Annotated in this window: 30 protein-coding genes; 25 read left to right on the forward strand and 5 right to left on the reverse strand. The window is 69.3% G+C overall.

What is annotated here, in order from left to right; translation table 11 throughout:
- Window positions 1-33: 33 nt before the first annotated feature.
- The 20 genes from Q1V88_RS09220 to Q1V88_RS09315 all read left to right on the forward strand — a co-directional run bounded on the left by Q1V88_RS09220 (window position 34) and on the right by Q1V88_RS09315 (window position 13,251).
- The gene (locus Q1V88_RS09220) at window positions 34-237 is read left to right on the forward strand and encodes a hypothetical protein (RefSeq protein WP_300680688.1); all 204 of its coding nucleotides are present in this window, start codon (window positions 34-36) and stop codon (window positions 235-237) included.
- Complete coding sequence (locus Q1V88_RS09225; protein ID WP_300680690.1) at window positions 230-598, forward strand: hypothetical protein; 369 nt, start codon at window positions 230-232, stop codon at window positions 596-598. The genes Q1V88_RS09220 and Q1V88_RS09225 overlap by 8 nt, the downstream gene beginning before the upstream one ends.
- Before the next feature lie 32 nt (window positions 599-630).
- Window positions 631-1,065 (forward strand): hypothetical protein, encoded by a 435-nt coding sequence (locus tag Q1V88_RS09230; protein ID WP_300680692.1) that lies wholly within the window; start codon window positions 631-633, stop codon window positions 1,063-1,065.
- Entirely contained in the window at window positions 1,065-2,624 is a 1,560-nt protein-coding gene (locus tag Q1V88_RS09235; RefSeq protein WP_300680694.1) for a DUF6745 domain-containing protein, read from the forward strand. The genes Q1V88_RS09230 and Q1V88_RS09235 overlap by 1 nt, the downstream gene beginning before the upstream one ends.
- Complete coding sequence (locus Q1V88_RS09240) at window positions 2,621-4,075, forward strand: ParB/RepB/Spo0J family partition protein (protein WP_300680696.1); 1,455 nt, start codon at window positions 2,621-2,623, stop codon at window positions 4,073-4,075. Before Q1V88_RS09235 ends, Q1V88_RS09240 begins: the two co-directional genes overlap by 4 nt.
- Window positions 4,076-4,203: 128 nt before the next feature.
- Complete coding sequence (locus tag Q1V88_RS09245) at window positions 4,204-4,455, forward strand: hypothetical protein (RefSeq protein WP_300680698.1); 252 nt, start codon at window positions 4,204-4,206, stop codon at window positions 4,453-4,455.
- Window positions 4,456-4,517: 62 nt separating this feature from the next.
- Window positions 4,518-5,135, forward strand: coding sequence for a hypothetical protein (locus Q1V88_RS09250; protein WP_300680700.1), 618 nt, complete (start codon window positions 4,518-4,520; stop codon window positions 5,133-5,135).
- 186 nt (window positions 5,136-5,321) lie between these two features.
- Window positions 5,322-5,618, forward strand: coding sequence for a hypothetical protein (locus tag Q1V88_RS09255; RefSeq protein ID WP_300680702.1), 297 nt, complete (start codon window positions 5,322-5,324; stop codon window positions 5,616-5,618).
- A 39-nt stretch (window positions 5,619-5,657) separates the two neighbouring features.
- On the forward strand, window positions 5,658-5,834 hold the full coding sequence (locus tag Q1V88_RS09260) for a hypothetical protein (RefSeq protein ID WP_300680704.1): 177 nt from the start codon (window positions 5,658-5,660) through the stop codon (window positions 5,832-5,834).
- Between the two features lie 11 nt (window positions 5,835-5,845).
- Window positions 5,846-7,864, forward strand: coding sequence for a DNA cytosine methyltransferase (locus Q1V88_RS09265; RefSeq protein ID WP_300680706.1), 2,019 nt, complete (start codon window positions 5,846-5,848; stop codon window positions 7,862-7,864).
- Window positions 7,861-8,313, forward strand: coding sequence for a hypothetical protein (locus tag Q1V88_RS09270; RefSeq protein WP_300680707.1), 453 nt, complete (start codon window positions 7,861-7,863; stop codon window positions 8,311-8,313). The genes Q1V88_RS09265 and Q1V88_RS09270 overlap by 4 nt, the downstream gene beginning before the upstream one ends.
- A 152-nt stretch (window positions 8,314-8,465) precedes the next feature.
- Window positions 8,466-9,131, forward strand: coding sequence for a hypothetical protein (locus Q1V88_RS09275; protein WP_300680709.1), 666 nt, complete (start codon window positions 8,466-8,468; stop codon window positions 9,129-9,131).
- Window positions 9,131-10,015 (forward strand): hypothetical protein, encoded by an 885-nt coding sequence (locus tag Q1V88_RS09280; protein WP_300680711.1) that lies wholly within the window; start codon window positions 9,131-9,133, stop codon window positions 10,013-10,015. Before Q1V88_RS09275 ends, Q1V88_RS09280 begins: the two co-directional genes overlap by 1 nt.
- Before the next feature lies 1 nt (window position 10,016).
- Entirely contained in the window at window positions 10,017-10,838 is an 822-nt protein-coding gene (locus Q1V88_RS09285; RefSeq protein WP_300680713.1) for a hypothetical protein, read from the forward strand.
- Window positions 10,835-11,080, forward strand: coding sequence for a hypothetical protein (locus tag Q1V88_RS09290; RefSeq protein WP_300680714.1), 246 nt, complete (start codon window positions 10,835-10,837; stop codon window positions 11,078-11,080). The genes Q1V88_RS09285 and Q1V88_RS09290 overlap by 4 nt, the downstream gene beginning before the upstream one ends.
- The gene (locus Q1V88_RS09295) at window positions 11,077-11,574 is read left to right on the forward strand and encodes a hypothetical protein (RefSeq protein ID WP_300680716.1); all 498 of its coding nucleotides are present in this window, start codon (window positions 11,077-11,079) and stop codon (window positions 11,572-11,574) included. The genes Q1V88_RS09290 and Q1V88_RS09295 overlap by 4 nt, the downstream gene beginning before the upstream one ends.
- Window positions 11,571-11,744, forward strand: coding sequence for a hypothetical protein (locus Q1V88_RS09300; RefSeq protein WP_300680718.1), 174 nt, complete (start codon window positions 11,571-11,573; stop codon window positions 11,742-11,744). Before Q1V88_RS09295 ends, Q1V88_RS09300 begins: the two co-directional genes overlap by 4 nt.
- Window positions 11,741-12,244 (forward strand): hypothetical protein, encoded by a 504-nt coding sequence (locus tag Q1V88_RS09305; RefSeq protein ID WP_300680720.1) that lies wholly within the window; start codon window positions 11,741-11,743, stop codon window positions 12,242-12,244. Before Q1V88_RS09300 ends, Q1V88_RS09305 begins: the two co-directional genes overlap by 4 nt.
- Window positions 12,241-12,501, forward strand: coding sequence for a hypothetical protein (locus Q1V88_RS09310; protein ID WP_300680721.1), 261 nt, complete (start codon window positions 12,241-12,243; stop codon window positions 12,499-12,501). Before Q1V88_RS09305 ends, Q1V88_RS09310 begins: the two co-directional genes overlap by 4 nt.
- 411 nt (window positions 12,502-12,912) lie before the next feature.
- Window positions 12,913-13,251 (forward strand): hypothetical protein, encoded by a 339-nt coding sequence (locus Q1V88_RS09315; protein WP_300680723.1) that lies wholly within the window; start codon window positions 12,913-12,915, stop codon window positions 13,249-13,251.
- Window positions 13,252-13,301: 50 nt separating this feature from the next.
- Here the strand turns inward: Q1V88_RS09315 and Q1V88_RS09320 are convergent, their stop codons facing one another.
- Entirely contained in the window at window positions 13,302-13,493 is a 192-nt protein-coding gene (locus tag Q1V88_RS09320; protein WP_300680724.1) for a hypothetical protein, read from the reverse strand.
- A 221-nt stretch (window positions 13,494-13,714) separates the two neighbouring features.
- Window positions 13,715-13,840 carry a hypothetical protein gene (locus tag Q1V88_RS09325; RefSeq protein ID WP_300680726.1) on the reverse strand — a complete coding sequence of 42 codons (126 nt, stop codon included), beginning with the start codon at window positions 13,838-13,840 and terminating at the stop codon, window positions 13,715-13,717.
- Window positions 13,841-14,223: 383 nt separating this feature from the next.
- Here Q1V88_RS09325 and Q1V88_RS09330 point away from each other — a divergent pair, with 383 nt between their 5' ends.
- Together Q1V88_RS09330 and Q1V88_RS09335 are read left to right on the forward strand one after the other, a co-directional pair.
- Window positions 14,224-15,729: a hypothetical protein gene (locus Q1V88_RS09330; RefSeq protein WP_300680728.1), complete on the forward strand. Its 1,506-nt coding sequence runs from the start codon at window positions 14,224-14,226 to the stop codon at window positions 15,727-15,729.
- A 13-nt stretch (window positions 15,730-15,742) separates the two neighbouring features.
- Window positions 15,743-16,090: a DUF6221 family protein gene (locus Q1V88_RS09335; RefSeq protein WP_300680729.1), complete on the forward strand. Its 348-nt coding sequence runs from the start codon at window positions 15,743-15,745 to the stop codon at window positions 16,088-16,090.
- A 55-nt stretch (window positions 16,091-16,145) separates the two neighbouring features.
- Here the strand turns inward: Q1V88_RS09335 and Q1V88_RS09340 are convergent, their stop codons facing one another.
- The 3 genes from Q1V88_RS09340 to Q1V88_RS09350 are packed head-to-tail and all read right to left on the reverse strand — an operon-like array spanning window position 16,146 to window position 17,325.
- Window positions 16,146-16,625, reverse strand: a complete 480-nt coding sequence (locus Q1V88_RS09340; protein WP_300680731.1) for a MucR family transcriptional regulator — start codon at window positions 16,623-16,625, stop codon at window positions 16,146-16,148.
- The gene (locus Q1V88_RS09345; protein ID WP_300680733.1) at window positions 16,622-16,972 is read right to left on the reverse strand and encodes a hypothetical protein; all 351 of its coding nucleotides are present in this window, start codon (window positions 16,970-16,972) and stop codon (window positions 16,622-16,624) included. Before Q1V88_RS09345 ends, Q1V88_RS09340 begins: the two co-directional genes overlap by 4 nt.
- A gap of 2 nt (window positions 16,973-16,974) precedes the next feature.
- Window positions 16,975-17,325 carry a hypothetical protein gene (locus Q1V88_RS09350; RefSeq protein ID WP_300680735.1) on the reverse strand — a complete coding sequence of 117 codons (351 nt, stop codon included), beginning with the start codon at window positions 17,323-17,325 and terminating at the stop codon, window positions 16,975-16,977.
- A 266-nt stretch (window positions 17,326-17,591) separates the two neighbouring features.
- Here Q1V88_RS09350 and Q1V88_RS09355 point away from each other — a divergent pair, with 266 nt between their 5' ends.
- The 3 genes from Q1V88_RS09355 to Q1V88_RS09365 all read left to right on the forward strand — a co-directional run bounded on the left by Q1V88_RS09355 (window position 17,592) and on the right by Q1V88_RS09365 (window position 20,683).
- Window positions 17,592-17,807: a hypothetical protein gene (locus tag Q1V88_RS09355; protein WP_300680737.1), complete on the forward strand. Its 216-nt coding sequence runs from the start codon at window positions 17,592-17,594 to the stop codon at window positions 17,805-17,807.
- A gap of 538 nt (window positions 17,808-18,345) precedes the next feature.
- On the forward strand, window positions 18,346-18,999 hold the full coding sequence (locus Q1V88_RS09360) for a hypothetical protein (RefSeq protein WP_300680739.1): 654 nt from the start codon (window positions 18,346-18,348) through the stop codon (window positions 18,997-18,999).
- 7 nt (window positions 19,000-19,006) lie between these two features.
- Window positions 19,007-20,683, forward strand: coding sequence for a hypothetical protein (locus Q1V88_RS09365; protein WP_300680741.1), 1,677 nt, complete (start codon window positions 19,007-19,009; stop codon window positions 20,681-20,683).
- Window position 20,684: the final 1 nt, after the last annotated feature.

The raw sequence follows: 20,684 nt of genomic DNA on the forward strand, positions 1-20,684 counted from the left end.
CGCCCTCTACCTCGAGACGAGAGGACCCCGCTCATGACCACCACCGAGATGACACCTGCTGCCGAGAGCGACACGACCTTGGTGGACAGGGACGGCTCAGTCTGGAAGTCGTTCTCGGGCATCTGGTACCGGCGCGAACCCAACGGCGCTTACGGCGCGTGTCGAGGGACACCAACGATGCTCGACCGAGACTTCGGCCCGCTCACTCGGCTCGGATCGGGGTCCGGCGATGAGTGAACAGCCCGTCATGACCATCGCGGAGAAGCTCGCCGCCGCACGCCAGGCCCGCGACACCGGGATCGACAACGCTGCCCTCGCGGCCGACTCCCGGGTCAAGGCCCTCGTGGACAAGACCATCGAGGACGCCATCGCGTCAGGGAAGCCGTTCTCCGCGAACACGATCCGCGACCGTCTCCCGGCCGGGAACCACGGCCTCGTCGGATCCCGGTTCCGGTCCTACTCCATGCGCAAGGAGAACGGGATCCCGCTGATGGTCCTCGTCGGCGAAGAACCCTCCCGCCTGGAGTCCACCCACCTCAAGAACATCGGCGTCTGGCAGGCCCACGCCGCCGCTCCCGCATCCCTCAAGACCGACTGAACACCACCACACCCCGAGTGAAGGAATCCATCGTGAACCAGCACACCAACGCCAGCATCCTCGCCAGCCGCGGCATCAGCCTCGACAGCATCGAGCACCTCGACCTTGAGGTCCCCGTCCTGATCGGCAACCAGCGCCAGGGCGACGTCCTCATCCTCAAGGTCACGACCGACCGCAGCGCCGGCGCCCACCCCATCACCCCTGCCGGGGTGGTCGTGGTCCGCGCCGAAACGAAGGTGGCCAACACCCACACCCTCCACACCCTCACCGGTGAGTGCCTCTGGCTCCCCAACCCCCGAGCCAACCAGGACGACGAACTCGTCCAGGGCTGGCTCACCGTCACCCTCGGCAGTGAGGCCACCTTGATCCACACCGAGGAACACAACGTCCTCGGCATCGGCCACGGCACCTACGAGATCCGCCGCCAGCGCGAGTTCGCCGGCGAGTGGCAGCGCGTGGCCGACTGATGAGCCTCTACAGCTTCAAGGACCACCCCGAGCACGAAGCACAGCTCGGAGCGTGGGCGGACTACTGGATCGCGAACGCCTTCTCCACCGAACCCTGCGACCAGCCCAAGATGATCGAGTCGATCAACGGCCTCTACGACGCCGCGGACCTTGCCCGTCCACTGGCGATCGCGTTCGTGAAGTCCCCGCTGGCTGCCTCAGTTGCCGGCGGGGTCGCCGCAGGCGTGTGGTGGCTTCGGGAGAACCCCGGCCGTCATGTCGCGCTCTTCGGCCGCACCATGACCGATGCGGACCTGATGGCGGCGATCGCTCCGGCTTGTGAGTACGCCATCACCGTTGGGATCGAGGGCAGAGAGCCGTTCAGTCTCGCCTCGGCCACCGCCTCGGCCACCCGCTCGGCCACCGACTCGGCCACCGACTCGGCCACCGACTCGGCCACCGCCTCGGCCACCCGCTCGGCCACCTACTCGGCCACCTACTCGGCCACCTACTCGGCCACCGCCTCGGCCACCTACTCGGCCACCGACTCGGCCACCGCCTCGGCCACCGACTCGGCCACCCGCTCGGCCACCGCCTCGGCCACCCGCTCGGCCACCGCCTCGGCCACCGACTCGGCCACCCGCTCGGCCACCTACTCGGCCACCTACTCGGCCACCTACTCGGCCACCTACTCGGCCACCGCCTCGGCCACCTACTCGGCCACCGCCTCGGCCACCCGCTCGGCCACCGACTCGGCCACCTACTCGGCCACCGACTCGGCCACCTACTCGGCCACCGACTCGGCCACCTACTCGGCCACCTACTCGGCCACCTACTCGGCCACCTACTCGGCCACCGCCTCGGCCACCCGCTCGGCCACCGCTGACGGCGGGCTGATTGCGTTCCTGGTTCGCTGCACGGGGACGGCATACCAGATGCGGGACGGCGGGAGCGACTGGTCGGCCTGGCCGTCGTACCTGTCCTTCTTCGACCGGATCGCCGGCCTCGACCTTCCCGTCTACGAGAAGTGGCGGCACTACGAGCAGGCAGCCCTCAACGGCGGCCAGCGAATCATGCACCCGAAGTTCTGCATCGTCTCGGACCGCCAGACCGAGATCCACCTCGACCAGAACAACGAGCTCCACAACGCCACCGGCCCCGCGAAGGTCTACGGCGACGGCTGGGCACTGAACTACTGGCACGGCCTCGCGGTGCCGAACGACTTCTTCTCCTGGGACCTCGAGCGGGTCCTGAAGGAGCCGAACTCCGAGATCCGCCGCGCTGGTATCGAGCGGATCGGATGGGAGAACGTCCTCCACCGTCTCACGCTCGTCGCATCGGCGCCGGACCCGGGCAACAGCCCCCACGAGATCCGACTCTTCGACCTCCCCAGCGACATGCAGCTGTACGACGAGCGGGCCCGGATCCTCGTCGTCACCAACGCATCGCTGGACAAGGGCGGACATCGGCGCGTGTTCGGTCTCCCGGTGCCGGCACATCACGCCGACCCGATCACTGCTGCCGCCGAACTCTTCGACGTCCCCGTCACCGCCTACCGAGGGCTGGTGCGCGCATCATGACCACCGAGACCATCGGGCAGCTCGTGCCCGTCGACCTGATCCACCCTCACCCCAACAACGTCCGCCTGGAGACCGTCGCCGACGCCGAGCTGGTCGCGTCGATCGCATCGCAGGGCGTCCTCCAGCCCATCACCCTGGTACCGGTCGACGCCGGGTGGTGCACCGCCGGGCACGAGGCCTGCTACTGGCCCATCGCAGGGAACCGCCGCCACGACGGTGCCGTGAAGGCCGCCAAGGACGTCGTCCCGGCGATCATCCGCGCCGACCTTGCTGGCGACACCACAGGACAGACGGCGTTCATGCTGATCGAGAACCTCCAGCGCACCGACCTCACCCCGGTCGAGGAAGCCATCGGCTACGAGCAGCTCGCGTTCGCAGGGATGAGCCCGAAGCACATCGCTGGGGCGACGGGACGTAACGTCGGCACCGTGCGGTCTCGGCTCCGGCTCGCGAAGCTCGACCCCGATCAGCTGGAGCGGGTCCACGAGGGCCAGATCAGCCTCGCTGACGCTGAGGTCCTGATCGAGTTCGGCGCCGACCCCGACGCGACAGCCGAGCTCACCGCCGCCGCGGGGACCGCTGACTTCCAGCTCGTCGTGAACCAGCAGCGCTCCCGCCGGGACCGGATCGCAGCGAACCGCGCCACGGCCGCCGAGTACGACACCCTCGGCTACCGGGCCCTGTCCCTGGCCGACCGCGGCGCCGACGGGGTCGAGTTCGAGTACCTCCACACCGGCACCTGGCGCGGCACGCCGCTGGCTAGCCCCGAGGGGCACGACGGGTGCCTGGGCTACTTCGCCCCCGAACCGATCGACACGTTCGCGCCTATGACGGTGGTGTGCGCCAACCCCGGCGGTCACACCCTCACGATCCCGCTGGCCGACGACCCCGAGCCGACCCCGGCCGCCGCCGAGGTGAGCGCAGCCCGTGAGGCCGCAAGGGCCGACGCCTATGCCACGGCAGCCGCTGCGCGCGAGGCCGCCCGGGTGGTTCGTGAGACCCGCACCCAGTGGTTCACCGACCACCTGAACACGATCCTCCCCGCGGCGTCGGGGAAGTCCGACCCGCTCGCCGCGCTCGCCGGCGCGCTGGTGCCGCTCTTGGCCCGCTCCGACGGCGGGTTCAACTACCCGACCGGCACCGTGCACGCCGACATGATCCAGGTCCCAGCCGAGATCAGGCCGGAGAAGTCCTGGGAGCTCGTCTCGGTGATCAACGGCCACGCCGACGCGCTGGCCACCCTGCTGCCGTCCAGCGCCCGGCTGATGCTGATCCGGCTCGTCGCCGGACTCATCGCTACCGCCCTCGACGCCGCCGAGATCGCTTTCGACCGTTCTCTGGTGGCCCGCACCGTCGACCTGTGGGAGTGGGCCCGCTCGGTCGGCTACCCGCTCACCACCGGCGACCAGGCACAGCTCGACTCCCTCAAGCTCGCCCTGGCCGATGCCTGACCAGCGCAGCCCCTCCACCTGATCCGCCAGTGGTGCGAGACCTACGAGACCACCGAGACCAGGGTCCGCGAACTCATCAGCGGATACCCCGCCCACCGCCTCCACATTCACGACAAGGACACCCCACGATGACCACCTTCGAGACCATCGACAAGGCAGCGGCTCCGGCCTTCCGTGCCATCGAACTCCGCGCCGCTGGCGTCCCGGCTCAGAACATCGCCGCCGCCGACGCCATCCTCGCCACCGCGGTAGCCGACGCCACCGAGCTCGCCGCCACCGGCCAGCCCGCCTACGCCCAGGCCACCCTCCTCAACGCCGGCCTCCACGCCGAACGCCTCCTCACCGCCCCCGAGCCCCACCAGCACCGGGCGGTGGCGTGATGGCCGCACTGTGCCCGCCCTGCCAGAGCGCAGCCAGCCCGCACCGCTGCGAAGGGATCGTGGTGGTCGAGTCCTCCGACCTCCTCGCCGACTGCCAGTGCCCGGACCTACCGTGCCGACAGGACGACGTCACAACACCGCCGTCCGGGCCCAACAGCGCCGACACGGACTGGATCGTCGCTGCGAGCGAGAAGGCCCTCGAGTTCCTCGCAACCCTCGCCTCCGACGAACCCGACGCGGCCACCGCCCGTGCACGCGCCTTCGACCGGCTCCTGCTGGACCTGGACGACCCCGCGAAGTTCCACACGGTGCTCTACTGCCTCGTCTGGATCGCGCACTGCATGAGGACGAGCGCTTCAGGCGACACCGAGCCGGGCATCTGGACCTTCGAGGTCCACACCCCGCTCGGGCGCGTCCCGATCGACCAAGCCGCCCCCGCTGTCCGCTGGGTCTCCCGATGGCTGATCGCCTGCATGAACGGGGACTCCCGCGCCGCCGCCGATCTCTGGTTCGGATCCCCGACCAGTGAGGCCGAGGCCAAGGAGTGCATGAACATGCTCGTCGGTCCGCTGCTGGCGTTCCTGCACACCAGCGTCCGTGAGTTCCTCGCCGCTGGTCGCCCCCTCGTCCTCCAGGGACTCGACAACAGCTCAACCGGATCGGAGGCCGGCGATGAGTGAGCAGACGACACCTGCCGCCGAGAGCGTCACGAGCCTGTGCGCCGCCCATGTCGAGGGTCCGGTCTACAAGGATCGGGGCCGCTCCCGCCCACTATGGCGCCGCCAATGTCGCCGAGCCGCGAATGCCGGCGGCGTCTGGTGCTGGCAACACGACCCCTCCGCTCGGTCCGGAGCGGAGCGTTCCTGATGTCGCTCCACGGCGTGATCCGCGTCAATCACAAGACGATCGGGACCTGGTCCGCAACACGGAAGCCCGGGATCGACCTCGGATCCCGAGCGGTCTACGGCTACTCCTGCACCGCTGAGATGGTCGTCCGTGACCGACCTGCCCGGGTCGGCGACGTCGTCACCTTCGACCTCGAGCACACCTACTCCGACGGCGCGTTCGTGCTGGCCTCGGAGGTCACCGCCAGGGCCGCCCAGCTGCTCGCCGCCACCAGCCCCCAGCCCGCCAACCCGGTCCACGAGTCCGGCAACGGCTGACCGACCCCACCTTCCACGACCTCCTCAAAGGAGAACCCCATGTTCGCCATCCACCAGCACCAGCCCGCCCCGGTCTCCGTCACGCACAAGACCCCGGCGAAGACCAGCACCACGGCGAAGCCGGCCACGACCACGAAGACCGTGACGACCTACCCGGTCTACGTGGTCGCCACGAACTGCCCGGTCCGCACCGTCCTGATCAAGGTCGCGAACTGATGAGCCTGACCGTGACAGACCTGTTCTGTGGTGGGGGAGGGTCATCGACCGGCGCGATCCAGGTCCCCGACGTGGAGATCAAGATCGCCGCGAACCACTGGCCTCTCGCTGTTGAGGTCCACAACCAGAACCACCCGACCGCCGACCACGCCGCCGTCGACCTGCACGAGGAGAACCCGGCGTTCTTCCCCCGCACCGACATCCTCTGGGCCTCACCCGAGTGCACGAAGTGGTCCCAGGCCTCGGGCGGGAAGTACTCCAACGTCCCGATCAGCAGCGGCGACGACCTCCTGTCCCTCCTCGACCCCGAACTCGTCGACGAGGACCCCGAGACCGCGATCGTGCAGCGCTCCCGGCTCCTGATGTTCGACGTCCTCCGATTCGCTGAGCACCACCGGTACGCCGCGATGGTGATCGAGAACGTCGTCGACATCGCCACCAACGTGAAGTACCGCGACGCCTGGACCCTGTGGCGCCGCAGCCTCGCGAACCTCGGCTACGAGCACCGCGTCGTGTCCCTGAACTCGATGCACGCCCAGGCCCACGGCGACCCGGCACCGCAGTCCCGCGACCGGCTCTACATCGTCTGCTGGCTCAAGGGGAACCGTGCACCCGACGTCGACCGGGTCATGCGCCCCCTCGCGTGGTGCCCAACCTGCGCGTCGGTGGTCGAGTCCCAGCAGGTCTTCAAGAACGGCCGCACCGTCGGGAAGTACCGCAGCCAGTACGTCTACCTCCACGGCGCGTGCGGCACCACCGTGGAGCCCGGCTACCTCCCGGCCGCCGCAGCGATCGACTGGTCGATCCGAGGAACCCGCATCGGTGACCGCGCCAAGCCGCTGGCCGACAAGACCCGCCGCCGGATCGCGGCCGGGATCGCGAAGTACTGGGCACCGTTCCACCTGGAGGCCGGCGGGAACCAGTACGACGCCGCCGACCCGAAGCACACCGCCTATGGCGACCCGAACGGCTACTACCGCACCTGGTCCACCCTCGACACGCTGAAGACGCTCCACACCCAGGAGACCAAGGCCCTCGTGGTGCCGCTGGAAGGCCGCGCTGGCGACCGAGTGAGCTCGGCCGACACCCCGCTGCGCACCCAGACCTCCCGCCACCTCGACGCCATCGCGGTGCCGCCGTTCATGCTCGAACGACGCTTCGACTACCGCACCCGGGGCGTCGACGAGCCGGTCAGCACCCTCACCGCGAACGACACCAGCAAGGCCCTGATCGAGCCGGGGCCGTTCTTGACCCAGTTCCGCGAGCGGGACCGCAACATCGACCCCGCGGTGTCACCTCTGCCCACGATCGTGGCCGACGGCGCCAGCCACGGCGTCGTCGCGCCACCGTTCCTCGCCGAGCTCCGCGGCGGTGGATCTGACGCTCGGTCGGCCACGCACCCCATGTCGACCATCACCGCCTCGGGCAACCACCACGCGCTGATCCAGGCCAACAACCACACCAACCGCGCCCACCCAGCGTTCAACGAGCCCCTGCCGACGAGCACCACCGCCACAGGCGGCGGAGCTGCGCTTGTGGTGCCCGCCGGGGGGACCTGGAACGACGATGCCCGCCCCACAACGGAAGCCCACCGCACTATGACCACCCGAGAGACCTCAGCCCTGGTGATGCCGTACTACGGCACCGCACAGAGCGCCCAGCCCGCCAGTCGACCGGTCGGCACGCTCACCACCGTCGACCGCTACGCCCTGATCCACCGCAACAACTCCGGCGGCGCCGAGATGACCACCCCGGCCAGCGAGGTGATGCGGACCCTCACGACCGCTGGACACCAGTCCCTCCTCACCCCGGGCGACATCGACGCCGCCGCGGCCCACGTCGACGACTGCCTCTTCCGGATGCTCGAACCTCACGAGGTCGCCGCCGGGATGGCGTTCCCCGCCGACTACATCTGGTCCGGAACCCGCCGCCAGCGCGTCAAGCTCTGCGGCAACGCCGTCACCCCGCCGGCAGCCCGCGACCTCATCGCTGCGGTGGCCGAGTCCCTCGGAGGGGCGGTGGCAGCATGAAGTGCCTGACGATCCGTCAGCCCCATGCAGGGGCGATCTTCCACCCGACGGCGCCGAAGCTGGTCGAGAACCGCACCCAGGCGTACAAGCACCGCGGGCCGCTTCTGATCCACACCGCCCAGACCCTCGCTGACGCCTCGGCGTTCGACCTGTACGAGCAGATCACGGGCGAGAAGGTCCCCGTCCTCGGTGCACCGGCCGCCTCCGATGCCCGGTGGTCCGTCGGCGCGATCATCGGGGTCGTCGAGATCACCAGCGTGCACTCCTCGGCCGACTGCGGTTGCCGGTGCTCGCCCTGGGCGTTCAAGTACCGCAAGCACCACGAGCTCACCCGGCCACGGCTGTTCCACCGGCCGGTCCCGGCCCTCGGGAAGCAGGGCCTGTGGGAGCCCGACCAGGCCACCCTGACCCAGGTCGTCCGCGAGCTGAACACGGCGATGACCCGATGAGCACCATCACCTGCATCCGACGGGCTGGTTCGTACTGGACAACCTGCCCATGCCCGCCCTGTCGCAGGACCCGAAAGATCCGGAGTTCCCGCCGCGCCGGCGGCCTCGCATGGCGCGTCCCGAACGACGTGGCCTGGGCGCACCTCGCTCCGATGATCGAGGCTGGCTGGACTTCCCGAGCGATCGGGTCGGCCACAGGGCTTCCTCCCGGTCGGTTCGGCTACATCCTCGCCCAGTACCGCAAGGGCCGGAGAGTGAGCCTTGGGCCTGTCGTGTCCGCCCAGATCCTCAACGCCCGACGACCGACCGACGGACTGATCGGTGCTGAACCGTCTCGACGGCGGCTCCGTGCCTTGGCTGTCATCGGCTGGGGGCTGGACGAACTCGCCAACGAGACCGGTATCGCGTTCTCCACGATCGCGATGATCCGCAACAGCAACGAACGTGTCCTCGCCAAGACCGCGCTCGCCGTAGCCGACGCCTACACCCGCCTCTATCGCTATCCCGGACCGTCTGCCGCCGCCGCTGCTGAAGCCCGCGCGAAGGGCTGGCCCGGACCGCTGGCGTGGAACGACATCGACGACCTCGCCGAGCAGCCGGATGAGTCCGGCAGGGGCGACTCCAGCCGCTACGACATCCTCCTGGACGCCGACGATGCCGGGCACGACATCAACAAGGTCTGTTCCCACCTCGACGTCACCCGGAAAGCGCTCGAGCGCTGGTGCGATCGCCACGACCTCCAGCCGCTCTACCGCCGTCTCGTGGCCCGCGCGAACCCTGACTGGAACGGCAACCAGCACACCACCAAGGCCGCCTGATGGTCTGGTTCCGAATGGACGACGGGTTCGACTCCCACCCGAAGGTCCTCGACATCCCACGGGGAGCGGCACGGCTACGCGCCATCGGTCTGTGGACGTCGATGGGGACCTGGTGCGCCCGCAACCTCACAGACGGGAAGTTCGGCGCCCACATGGTCGCCGAGATGGGCGGCAACTCGGCTGACGCCAAGCACCTGACGCGGGTGAACCTGTGGCACGGCCTGGGCGAGGGATGCGGAACGAAGTCCTGCCCTGCCGGAGTGCCTGGGCTGATGCAGGTCCACGACTTCCTCGACCAGAACCCATCCAAGGAAGAGGTCCTGGCCGGCCGGGAGGCAGCCGCTGAACGTCAGCGGAAGTCCCGCGAGAAGAAGAAGGACGCGGCGGTGTCACAGCGTGACGTCGCTGTGACTCACAGCGACGTCACACCGGTAGTCACACCTACCCCGACCCGACCCGACCCGACCCGTATTAAGGCTGCGGCGGCAGCAGAGGTTCCAGTAGGGGTCGACACGGCTCCCACGCCGCCGCTGCCGCCGGCCCTGGAGATCCTCCGCAACGCCCTGGAGGCCCGCAAGCTCGTCGTCCGCTGGGACCGCCTCACGACCGAGCAGCACACCGAGATCGAGGCACTGATCGAACTCCACGGTGACGCCGCCCTGGTCACCTCCGCGCTGCGGAGCTACCAGGCCAACAAGCCCCCGGCGTTCGCCCAGGCCTGGCTCCCGGGCTGGCGCGAACTCCGCAAGCCCGGCGACCTCGCCCTCGTCTCCGAGCCGTGCCCGATCCACGGCAAGTCCGGCACCGCCACCAGGTGCGTGCCCTGCATCTCCGAATCCATCGGCGTCGACAAGGACGCCACCCCGACCCGAAAGAAGGCCTGACATGCCCGCCGCCAGCACCCCACCGATCGTGTTCCTCGACACCGAGACCACCTCCCTGCGACCCGACCGCCAGATCTGGGAGCTCGCGATGGTCAAGCAGCACCCCGACGGCACCAGCGACGAGATCGCGATCCAGATCACCAACGTCGACCTCTCCGGTGCCGATGCCCAGGCCCTGAAGGTCGGCCGGTTCTATGACCGCCACCACCTCTACGCCGCGTCCCGCGACCAGGGCGCCGCCGACATCCACGTCCTCGAGCTCGTCGACGCCGTCGAGCTCGTCGAGGAGTGGACCCGCGGTGCGATCGTCGCTGGCGTCGGGATCAGCTTCGACACCGAAGCCCTCGGCCGCGACCTCCGTGCCCACGGACTGGCTCCGGCATGGCACTACGGCATCGTCGACGTGAAGGCGATGGCGGCCGGCGCGCTGGCCGGACTCGGCAGGCCTCAGCCCGTCCCGTGGGTGTCCGACCACCTCGGTGCCGCCCTCGGGGTCACTCCTCCGGCCGCTGATGTCCGCCACACCGCCCTGGGTGACGCCCGCTGGGCCCGGGCGATCTACAACGCGATCACCTGTCCTGTCCCCGCATCGCGTTCCATCGACGCCACCGCGGGCCATGCGACGAATCAGACGGCAGCTGTTTTCAAGCGCCTCGCCGCCGCCGGCGGGACCGTCCAGCCACGTGTAGCCGGCACTGAGTCCGACACGCCGGTGAAGTACTCGGGTCCGGTCGTCTCCGACGCCCACTGGGACAAGGCGATCCGGGCGGCCTGTGCTCAGTCCAAGCCCCATCGCCGCCGCCTGTTCGGGTTCTGCCGATGAGCACGCTCCCCGTGGAGGTCCTCAACGCCACGTTCCCGACCCCGACCCTCGGTGACGCCCTGAACTGCTCTCAGGGGTCCGTGTGGGCGCCGTCGATCAGCGACCGGGTCAAGGTCACCGCCCGTCCCGGCACCGGGATCGTTGACGTGAACCTCCTCAACGTCGAGATCGCCCTCACCCGTGTCGAGACCGTGACCCTGGTCGAGGAGCTCCTCGAGGCGATCAAGCGAGCCGAAGCATGAAGCGCACGTCCCTGACCCGGAAGACGCCGCTGCAGGCCCGGAGCGGGCTGCGTCGCACCCCAGCCGAGACCTGCAGGACCCGTCCCCGTCGACCTCACCGCCGCGCCACGGCGACCGGCCCGTCCCAGACGGTCCGACTCCTGGTGAAGGCCCGCGCAGAAGGCCGGTGTGAACGCTGCGCGACACGGGTGCTGTCCCTCGACGACCAGGCCCGCACCTGGCCGGTCTACCCGTACTCCATCCACCACCGCATCCCCCGGGGGATGGGCGGCACCAGCCGTCCCGAGCTCAACCAGCCCGGCAACCTCGTCCTCCTCTGCGGCACAGGGGTCGACGGCTGCCACGGCTGGATCGAGTCCCACCGCCACGCCGCCGCCGAGGCCGGCTGGCTGCTCCCCACATCGACCGCTGACCCGACCACGGTCCCGGTCGTGCTCTGGCACGGCCGACCGGTCTACCTACTCAACGACGGCACCCCCAAGGAGAAGAAGTGAGCACCGAGACCTGCCCCGCCTGCAGTGCCAGCACCGCGACGCCTGACGACGTCATCGACGACCGAGCCCGGTACGCCGACACCCAGGGCGGCCACAACGACCGCCACACGCTCGTGCTCGAACAGGCCGAGCAAGCAGCAAGCACCCTGACCACCGAGGAGACCCGATGAGCACCATCCGCAAGATCCTGAGCCACGAGCAGTATGGCGACCTGCTGACCTGCTCCGACCTCGTCACCCTTGGCCTACCCACCTCGGTCACCGTGACCATCGAGGCAGGGGAGGTGGGGGTAAGTGAGGCGGTCGAGGAGGAGGCATTCGCGCCCGGCGACCGCCGCCTAGTCCTGTTCGACGACGGGCGGTGGCGTGAAGCCGAAGTGACCCCCGGATTCTTCTGGGTAGACGGCGACCATGCCCTGTATGTCGGCAACAGCGTGGGGCGCGTGCTCCCACCGCCCGCCCTGTCGCCTGCTGGGGCGCAGACGCTGGCTGAGGTCGCCTGCGAAGGGTGCGGCTTCACGCCCAGCCTGAGCGAGGGGTGCGCGTGTGGCCCCGAGGAGACGTCGCCGTGCTCGCAGTGTGGTCGGCCGGTGGATGGGGGCGACCCCGGCATGTGCCCGGCGTGCCTGCATGATGCCCGCCGGTCGGGCTGGACGGGAGGCGAGGGGTGAGCAGCGTGACGAGCAGCCCGCGACGCATGGGCAAGACGCTGCGGCAGGTCGAGCAGTTCAACCAGATCGTCCCGATCGGCACGCCGGTCCTTTTCTGGCCTGGCGCGCGTGAGGGCGAGGGACGCGAGAGCAAGACTCGCTCGGAGGCGTGGATGCTCGGCGGCCACACCCCTGCCGTCATGGTCGAGGGCTACCCGGGCGGGATCGCGCTCTCGCACGTGATGGGCCTGCCGGCCGAGACAGGAGGTGCCCAGTGAGCACCACGCCTACCGCCGAGTTGGTCGCGCCGGACCCCATGAGGCCGCGAGATGATGGGGAATCGGACGAGGACTTCCTGATGCGAGTCCTCGGGAACGCTCGCGTCAGGTTCTGGGTCTGCCCGGTTGACGAGCACAGGCAACGGGACACCGTGACCGTGGCCTGGGAGGGCGGCATCGCTCACTGCACCGCCGCTGGCTGTCAGGAGACCAGCCAGCCCTCCACTCGGCCCGGAGGTGACTCATGACCCGCCAGGCCAACGCCGTCGCGTGCCCGTCCTGCAAGGCCCAGGTCGAGGAGAACTGCCGAACCATGACCACCGGACAGGTCACCGATACCCACGTCACACGCATCGACGCGTACTGGCTGTCTCGCTCCACACGGCTCGGTAGGCGTGGCGGGGAGGAGGCGTGATGGGTCAGCCCCGTGTGTTCGAACGCCTGGAGAGGATCACGGCGTTCCGGTCGGAGTACTACGAGATCGGCCACTCGATCGAGGAGATCGAGGCCGCCGCTGAGTACGTCCGCTCCAAGGGCCATCAGGCCGCGTCAGTGTGCGCTGATGGGTTCCGCTATCGGTCGGTCTACCCCGATGGCAGCATGTCGGGATGGAACTGGATTGAACCAGGTGGCTGGCTTTGCCACATGGAGGGCGAACGCCAGGACCCGGAGTTCGACCTGCCGCACGCCAGCGGCCCGGACGAGCACCGGATCTACCCGCATGATGAGTGGCACGAGGTCACGCCATGATGCTGCAGTCGGCTGCCGCTACCTGGCCCGAGAACCAGGTGGCAGTCGTGTCAGCTCTGGTTCTGGACCGTCACGGAACCCGGCTGCGGTCCGCCGGCCACGAGTCGGTACGCCGTGGCCAGTTCACGCAGGGCCCTGGCCTTGTCCGCGATGAAGAGCTCGTCGAGTTCTCCGTTGTTGACCGTTTTCTCGATCGCGGCGTACAGGACATCTCGCGCTGCCCCCTGATTCTCCGTTGCCATAACTCTGCCTTCTTCAATTCGGGCAGCCCTGTGCTGCCGGTGCCGCCGAACTTAGGCCACCAACCGCGACCTTGCAGCCGTTCTGCCGCCAGTTCCCGCCCAACACCGGAGGACCCCAGTGCCCTGCCCCGACGGCTAACTCCACGAACGCGTCCCTATGCCCACACCCCGCCGGGGCCAATCGGCCCGATTCCTGCGGGGATGCCCATTGTCCGGTTGGTTCACCCGGCGATCAGCATCATCACGATGTGGGTGGCGATCTCGACTACGACGTGGTGGCTAAGGCCCAGCACGACCCGGATCAGAAGCGGGTGGCGGCGGGCGGCGGCCCGGATGTTCTCCAGCACTGGAGTGTCCTTTCGACGGAGGGCGACGCACCCGAGCGGGTGCACGGAGCGTCGGTTCTGGCAGGCCTGGAGTGGGCCGGCCGTGGTGCCGCTGCTCATCTCCTCTGTGCCTCAGCCCTCCCCGGCTGGGGCTCCGTACAGCAGGCGGTCCCACCGATGACCGAATGCCCCCACCACCCCGACAAGAAGGCCTTCCCGTCCGAGGGGTCAGCGAAGCGGTCCCTGCACGGGATCCGACGCCCCGAGGGTGGCCGGATGAAGGCCTACAGGTGCCAGGGCCACTGGCACCTCGGCCACGGAACAGAGGGCCGCTACGAGCGGCTCAAGAAGCAGGCGGCGGCTGAGCGCCGTCGCCGAACCCGATCTGACAGGAACCGCTACTGATGACCACGATCGCTGTCCTCCCGCTCCCGTGCTCCTGCCCGACCACGGTGTGCGATACCCGCTGGAACACCACCGGTCGGCCGTGCTGCGCGGACTGCTCCCACTCCATGACCCGGGCCCAGGCCACCCCCACCACTGACACCCCGGTCGTGGTGAAGATGGCCCGCGACCTCACCGAGATCACCCGACTCGCGCCGCTCCTCGCTGGCCAGGCCGTCGCGCTGGCCAACGCCCGCATCGACCGCTCACCACTCCCCGGGGGTGCCGCGATGGTCGCGCTGGCCCCGGTCGCCGACCTCGCGAAGTGGGCGCGCCGCCACGACCTCGCCCAGGCCGCCTGGGACCGCGCAGGCACACCCCCGAAGGGCTACCACCCCGGCGACACCCCCGCGGTCGACGAAGACGACGACGACCACATGGCCGCCCTCCAGGTCCTCCGCTACTGGACCGACCAGTACCGCGACGAGCTGAACGCCCACTGGGACCACATCGCCACCCTGACCACCGAAGCCACCTGGCTGGCCGCACAGGTCAACTGGATCATCACCACCCACCCCGACCACCTCGACCACCTCGCCGCCGACGTCCGCAAGGCCCGCACCAACCTCGAGGCGATCCTCGGCGCCAGCCGCCGCCCCGAACGCTCCCGAGTCCACTGCCCCAACCCGACCCACGAGGACACCCCACCGACCCTGGTCGTGATCCCCGGCGCCCGCTGGGTCACCGGACACACCTGCACCACCTGCACCACCACCACACCCGCCACCCGAACCTGCACCGACTGCGGCCACCCCTACCCGGCCGGCCCGACGAAGTCCTGCACCCGACGCCGCCAGGGCGCCACCACCTGCGGTGGCCGCATCACCCACACCACCCCGCCGCAGTTCTGCTTCAACCCCCGCTGCCCCGACTTCACCCCACCCACCCCGACCTACACCAGCGACCCCGACCTCGACCGCTGGAAGTGCCTCGACTGCGGCACCTGGTACGACCACGACGGCTACACCGACGCCCTCGCCCGCGACCTCCGCACCGACACCACCGACCGATGGGTCACCCGCACCGACGCGATCGACATGCTCAAGGCCCACGGCCGCCAGCCCGTCACCGTCCGCGCTTGGCTCGACCTCCCCGTCCGACATCTCCCCGTGAAATGCAGCAGCTGCAAGCGCACCTACGACCCCGGCACCTTCCGGTGCCCCCACGACGGCCGGCCCCTCAAGCCCCGCCAGCGCGGCAGCCACGATGACGTCGTCCCGGCCTACTGCGAACTCCACCCCACCACCGCCCGACCCACCGGCCGAGTCCTCGTCCTCTGGCCCCACCTGTGGTCACGCCACCTCGCCGCGACCGCCCACACCGCCGCCAAGGCCGCAGCCGCCGCGGACCGCCGCCACCGCGAAGCCCAGTGGCGCGAGCTCGTCCGCGGCGGCATGACCCCGACCGCGGCAGCCGACCGACTCCACATCCACCGCAAGCACCTCGCCCGACTCACCAACGCCTGAGAGGATCACGCACATGACGATCACTGAGTTCCTGCTGGCACGGATCGCCGAAGACGAGGCCACGGCCAGCAACGTGTCGAGGTTCGAGATCCGCGACGGGATACCCGGCAACTACGCGATCACGGCCCGCGTGCTGGCCGAGTGCGAGGCCAAGCGGCGGATCGTGGATGAGCACGGCGAGCTCGTCCTTGCTCCCGATCGCGGGGCGCGTGCATACACGGGTGAGTGTCGGACCTGCGCCGTCAATGAGGAGGCAGACTATGACGGCGCGCCGTCAGTCCTGCTCCCCTGTCCTACGCTCCGGCTCCTCGCTCTCCCCTACGCCGGTCACTCCGACTGCCGAGAGGAGTGGCGTCCATGACGCTCGACCTGGTCGGCTGAGCGAATGGTGGCGTAGAGGGTCACGTCGGGCCAGGCTACTCGGGACGCTTTCTCCACCGACGGATGGTCGCCTCGGGGATACCGCTCACCCGGGATGCCTCACGCGGCCCGAGGCTGGCCGTCCGACCGAGCAGGTCATCGATCCCCTGATAGCCGAGCTCGAGCAGGCGCCGGCCCGCCTCCAGGTCCCGGTCGCGCGAAGAGTTGGCCCGAGCGATCCTTTCCGGGTCGCGAGCCGCCGACGCCCTGGCTGGGTCACGTCGCCCCTCGACGGACGCCATGCCGCGGGCGATCGCGCTGGCCGACGCTCGCTCGCTCGACACAGACGACACCAGCGCCATGCCCACGGCGAGGCCGTGTGCCGCTCGATACTGCGCCGGAGTCATTCCGTGCGCCCCGGGCAGGTGGTGGCCGACGCTGCGGAACCGCTGGCCGCACTCATGGCACAGGACCGTGGCGCCGTCGTCGTCGAGGATGCCGAAGCGACCCTGGCCGGACGGGTCGCCGAACCTCACTTCCCCAGTGCCTTCCTGACCGTCATTCGCGTCAGGTGGGCGCGCCAGCCCGCCTCCTCCTCGGACATGCCGTCCTGAACCGCCAGCCGCGCGATCTGCTGGGCCGCCAGGGAGGCATAGCGAGCCTCGCGCTGGGTGCGGGTTCGAGCCTCGCCAGCCTCGTCGATCGTCGTCTCGCCGAGGAGGTACTGCACGATCGCCGAGAGCGCGGCGTCTCGCTCCTCCTGGAGGTCGGGGTCGTCTCCGATTCGGTCGATCGCCTCGGCGGCCTCGCGCTCGAAACGCTCGCGCTGGTGGTCGGTCATCTCGTCAGCGGCGGGGCCGAGCCATGCGGTCCAGTCGGTCATGGTCACATCTCCTCGTAGATTGCGTCGATCAGGTCATAGAACCCAGCCTCGGTGGCGTCGGTGACCTTGATGATTGCGGTGGGCATGATGAGCAGTTCGCCCTGGTCGGCGTCACACGGCTCGTCGTCGCTGTAGGGGCCGGTCAACTCCACGATGACGGAGTGGTGCGGGTCGATCTCGACGCCGGAGTTGGCGATGTAGCGGGCCAGGTCGTCCAGCGAGGCGCACACCGAGATGCCAGCGCGCATGTCCTCGTCCCGGCCGTTGTAGTTGAACGACACCTGGAACTCGGGGTCCAGGAGCTCCTGCACGTCGCGGTCCTCGTGCTGGATGCGGTAGTAGCTCGTCGTCATGTATAGAACTATACAGCCGACCCTGGTGGCTGTATAGAGGTATACAGAAGATCTTTCAGACCGGCTCCAGCTCACTCGCGATCACCCTCCGCCTCTCGAGCGACCCACCCGCGCCCCTCTCCGCCGATCCCTCCGCCTGCGGAGGCGGCAAGACACGCCCTGTCTCCGTTCGTGACATCCCACCAGTCACTCAGATACCCTCGCATCACCGGCAACGGGGCGACTGCATCCCCTGAAGCCGGTTTCGTCATTTCAGGGGGTCTGCGATGAGCACTCCGATGGGCCAGCTGATAGACAGCCTGGGAGTCACCCATGAGCCCGCAGACGGCGAACTGATCAGCGACGTCGTCGTACTCCTGAAGGTCATCACCCCCGACGGCCGTGTCTGCCTCCGTCAAGCCTGGTCCGAGGGCATGTCCTGGATCGAGCGCATCGGGATGCTCAGGGCAGCCGAGCTGTCCGAGCATGGCGACGACGACTGATGCCGCGAGCCCCGCGCCGCTGCACCAATGCCGGCTGCGACGAGCTGCAGCCCTGCACCTCTCACCCGCCCCGCGACTACCGCACTGAGCGCAGCCGCTACGGCTCACGGCACGAGCGCCACTACGACGCCGGCCACGTAAAGCGAGCGGCCAGCCTGCGGCAAACAGCCAAGGTCAAGCGCTCGCCCTGCGAGCTCTGCGGCCAGCCGATCGACTTCGCACTGAGGGCCCCGCACCCGAAGTCGTTCGCAGCGCACCACCGCACACGGGACAGGAACGGCCCCCTCGGCCCCGCTCACAAGCGGTGCAACGAGCAGGCCGGCCAGCCCCTGGCATAGCCCCAGACCGGCGCCTGGAGGGGGTGGGGGACCTCCTCCCACCCCCGCCGCCCTCGGGACCGAAGGGGGCTGCTCTTCGTGCCCTGTACGGTTCCCCAGCTTCTGGGGCGGGCCCCGGAACGGGGGCCAAAGCCCGCCTTCATCGGGCGTCCCACCAAGCCCCGACACGGGGCGACCACGTCCCGACATGGGAGGCCCGCATGCCCGCACGGAAGAAGGACCCCTCGACCCGCGCTCGCCGGAACAAGGTGGCGACCAAGGCGACGCTGACCCGCGCCGAGGAGACCGTCAGCCGCGAGGACTACGAGGCCATGAACATGGTCACGCTCCGTGAGGCCATCGACTTGGCGAACCTCTCCCGACCCGCTGACGCGCAGCTGTCCAAGGGGGGAACGAAGGCGGCCATCATCGAGTCGCTCGTCGCGGCGAACAACTCGATCCCCGACCTCCCGAGCCACCCGCCTCGGTGGGACGCCGACGGCTACGAGGTCGAGACCTCCTGGCACCTGCAGACCGAGGCGTGGTGGGCAGCGGTGTGGACGTCGCCGATGGCGATGCAGTGGGACGCCTCCGACGTGCACAACGTGTTCGTCGTCGCCCTGCTGTACGACGACATCTGGACCGCCCCGACCGCGAAGGCCCGCAAGGACGCGATGGCCGAGTACCGGCTCCAGCGCGCCGACCTCGGGCTCTCGCCCTACGCACGCCGGCGGCTGGAGTGGACGATCGAGACGGCCGAGGAAGCCAAGGAGCGCGGGCAGAAGCGGCGGGGCAACGGCAGCCCGTCCAAGCCGCCCGCGAAGCAGCCGACGCCGGCCAACGATCCTCGCGCTCACCTGGCCGTCGTGAGCTGAGCCTCCGATGGGGACCCTCGTCGTCCCGCGCTTCGACCCAGAGGAGCCGTGGCCGACGCTCGGCCCGCAGGTCTGCCAGCTGATCGAGGAGCGGATGATCTTCGGCCCCGGCTCCGTGCAGGGAGAGCCGGCGGTCCTCGACGACGACAAGCGCGCAGCGATCTACAGCTTCTACGAGGTGTACCCGCAAGGCCACAAGTTCGCCGGCCGACGCCGGTACAAGCGTGCCGGCTACTCAGTGCGAAAGGGCCTCGCGAAGACCGAGCTCCTCGCGTGGGTCTCTGAAGCCGAACTGCACCCCGAAGGTCCGGTCCGCTGCGACGGGTTCGACGCCTACGGTCAGCCGGTCGGCCGGCCGGTGACAGCGCCGTACATCCCGCTTCTGTCGGTCAGCCTCGAGCAGGTCGAAGAGCTCGCCTACGGCGCCCTGTTCTACATGATCACCGAGGGCCCGGACGCCGACCTGTTCGACGCGACTCAGGAGCGGATCATCCGGCTCAGCGAGCGCGGGACCGCCGACGGCAAGGCGCTGCCGGTCGCGAACTCACCCGGCGCTCGTGACGGCGCGCGCACCACGTTCCAGGGGTTCGACGAACCGCACCGTCTGCACACGCCGATGCAGAAGAAGGCGCACCAGACCATGCGCGCCAACCTCCCGAAGCGGCCGATGGAAGATGCCTGGGGGCTGTACGTCGGCACCGCCGGCGAGCCGGGTGAGAACTCGGTGGCCGAGGACCTCCACGCTGAGGCCGAGGCGATCGCGGCGGGGAAGATCGAGGAGCCGCGGCTCTTCTACTTCCACCGGTGGGCGAGCGGGAACTACAACCTCGAGGTCAAGGCCGAACGCCTCGTCGCTGTCGAGGAAGCCACGGGCCCGGTCGGGGAGTACGCTCCCGGCCAGTTCGAGGACATCGCCGCGCAGTGGGATGACCCGAAGGCAGACCGGAACTTCCTGGAGCGCGTCTGGCTGAACCGTTGGACTCGCTCGGCTGAGCAGGCCTTCGACCCGGTCCTGCGCAAGACGCTCCGCGTCCCGGGACGGATCAAGCCCGGTGCGTTCGTCGTCGCTGGCTTCGATGGGGCGCGGTTCCGTGACTCCACCGCGATCGTTCTCACCGAGATCGCCACGGGCAAGCAGCAGATCCACGCCTTGTGGGAACGACCGGCAGACCTCGGTGACGACGATGAGTGGGAGATCGACGAGGCCGAGGTGACCGAGTCGGTCAAGCAGATGATGTCCGACTACGAGGTGTGGCGGTTCAACTGCGACCCCCCGCACTGGACCGAGACCATCGGCTCCTGGGCAGGCAAGTGGGGCTGCGTCGAGGAGTGGTTCACGCAGCAGCACCGTCCGATGGCATTCGCGATCAAGCACTACACCGAGGCCATGCGGTCCGGCGCGGTGACGTTCGCCCACGCCGGTGATGACCCAGACCTGGACCCGCTCGAGAAGGCGTTCGCCGACCACGCCGCCGCGGCTGGACGGCGCTACCTCAACATCTGGGACGACGAGGACGACGAACGCGAACGCCGTCTCTACATCCTCAAGAAGATCCGGCTCGACCGGAAGTTCGACGCCCAGATGGCCGCCGTCCTGTCCTGGGAGGCGTACCTCGCGGCGCTCAAGGCCAACGCGAAACCGCGGGTGAAGAAGAAGCGGCAGGCAGTGAAGCGGATCCGCTGAA

It is taken from the genome of Nocardioides sp. (genome assembly GCF_030150155.1).
Taxonomy (GTDB): domain Bacteria; phylum Actinomycetota; class Actinomycetes; order Propionibacteriales; family Nocardioidaceae; genus Nocardioides.

Excerpts from the sequence above, each read along its gene's own strand:
- Q1V88_RS09220 (WP_300680688.1), top strand. The coding sequence starts at position 34 with ATGACCACCACCGAGATGACACCTGCTGCCGAGAGCGACACGACCTTG.
- Q1V88_RS09225 (WP_300680690.1), top strand. The coding sequence starts at position 230 with ATGAGTGAACAGCCCGTCATGACCATCGCGGAGAAGCTCGCCGCCGCA.
- Q1V88_RS09235 (WP_300680694.1), top strand. The coding sequence starts at position 1,065 with ATGAGCCTCTACAGCTTCAAGGACCACCCCGAGCACGAAGCACAGCTC.
- Q1V88_RS09240 (WP_300680696.1), top strand. The coding sequence starts at position 2,621 with ATGACCACCGAGACCATCGGGCAGCTCGTGCCCGTCGACCTGATCCAC.
- Q1V88_RS09245 (WP_300680698.1), top strand. The coding sequence starts at position 4,204 with ATGACCACCTTCGAGACCATCGACAAGGCAGCGGCTCCGGCCTTCCGT.
- Q1V88_RS09255 (WP_300680702.1), top strand. The coding sequence starts at position 5,322 with ATGTCGCTCCACGGCGTGATCCGCGTCAATCACAAGACGATCGGGACC.
- Q1V88_RS09260 (WP_300680704.1), top strand. The coding sequence starts at position 5,658 with ATGTTCGCCATCCACCAGCACCAGCCCGCCCCGGTCTCCGTCACGCAC.
- Q1V88_RS09270 (WP_300680707.1), top strand. The coding sequence starts at position 7,861 with ATGAAGTGCCTGACGATCCGTCAGCCCCATGCAGGGGCGATCTTCCAC.
- Q1V88_RS09275 (WP_300680709.1), top strand. The coding sequence starts at position 8,466 with ATGATCGAGGCTGGCTGGACTTCCCGAGCGATCGGGTCGGCCACAGGG.
- Q1V88_RS09280 (WP_300680711.1), top strand. The coding sequence starts at position 9,131 with ATGGTCTGGTTCCGAATGGACGACGGGTTCGACTCCCACCCGAAGGTC.
- Q1V88_RS09285 (WP_300680713.1), top strand. The coding sequence starts at position 10,017 with ATGCCCGCCGCCAGCACCCCACCGATCGTGTTCCTCGACACCGAGACC.
- Q1V88_RS09290 (WP_300680714.1), top strand. The coding sequence starts at position 10,835 with ATGAGCACGCTCCCCGTGGAGGTCCTCAACGCCACGTTCCCGACCCCG.
- Q1V88_RS09295 (WP_300680716.1), top strand. The coding sequence starts at position 11,077 with ATGAAGCGCACGTCCCTGACCCGGAAGACGCCGCTGCAGGCCCGGAGC.
- Q1V88_RS09305 (WP_300680720.1), top strand. The coding sequence starts at position 11,741 with ATGAGCACCATCCGCAAGATCCTGAGCCACGAGCAGTATGGCGACCTG.
- Q1V88_RS09320 (WP_300680724.1), bottom strand. The coding sequence starts at position 13,493 with ATGGCAACGGAGAATCAGGGGGCAGCGCGAGATGTCCTGTACGCCGCG.
- Q1V88_RS09330 (WP_300680728.1), top strand. The coding sequence starts at position 14,224 with ATGACCACGATCGCTGTCCTCCCGCTCCCGTGCTCCTGCCCGACCACG.
- Q1V88_RS09335 (WP_300680729.1), top strand. The coding sequence starts at position 15,743 with ATGACGATCACTGAGTTCCTGCTGGCACGGATCGCCGAAGACGAGGCC.
- Q1V88_RS09345 (WP_300680733.1), bottom strand. The coding sequence starts at position 16,972 with ATGACCGACTGGACCGCATGGCTCGGCCCCGCCGCTGACGAGATGACC.
- Q1V88_RS09350 (WP_300680735.1), bottom strand. The coding sequence starts at position 17,325 with ATGACGACGAGCTACTACCGCATCCAGCACGAGGACCGCGACGTGCAG.
- Q1V88_RS09355 (WP_300680737.1), top strand. The coding sequence starts at position 17,592 with ATGAGCACTCCGATGGGCCAGCTGATAGACAGCCTGGGAGTCACCCAT.
- Q1V88_RS09360 (WP_300680739.1), top strand. The coding sequence starts at position 18,346 with ATGCCCGCACGGAAGAAGGACCCCTCGACCCGCGCTCGCCGGAACAAG.
- Q1V88_RS09365 (WP_300680741.1), top strand. The coding sequence starts at position 19,007 with ATGGGGACCCTCGTCGTCCCGCGCTTCGACCCAGAGGAGCCGTGGCCG.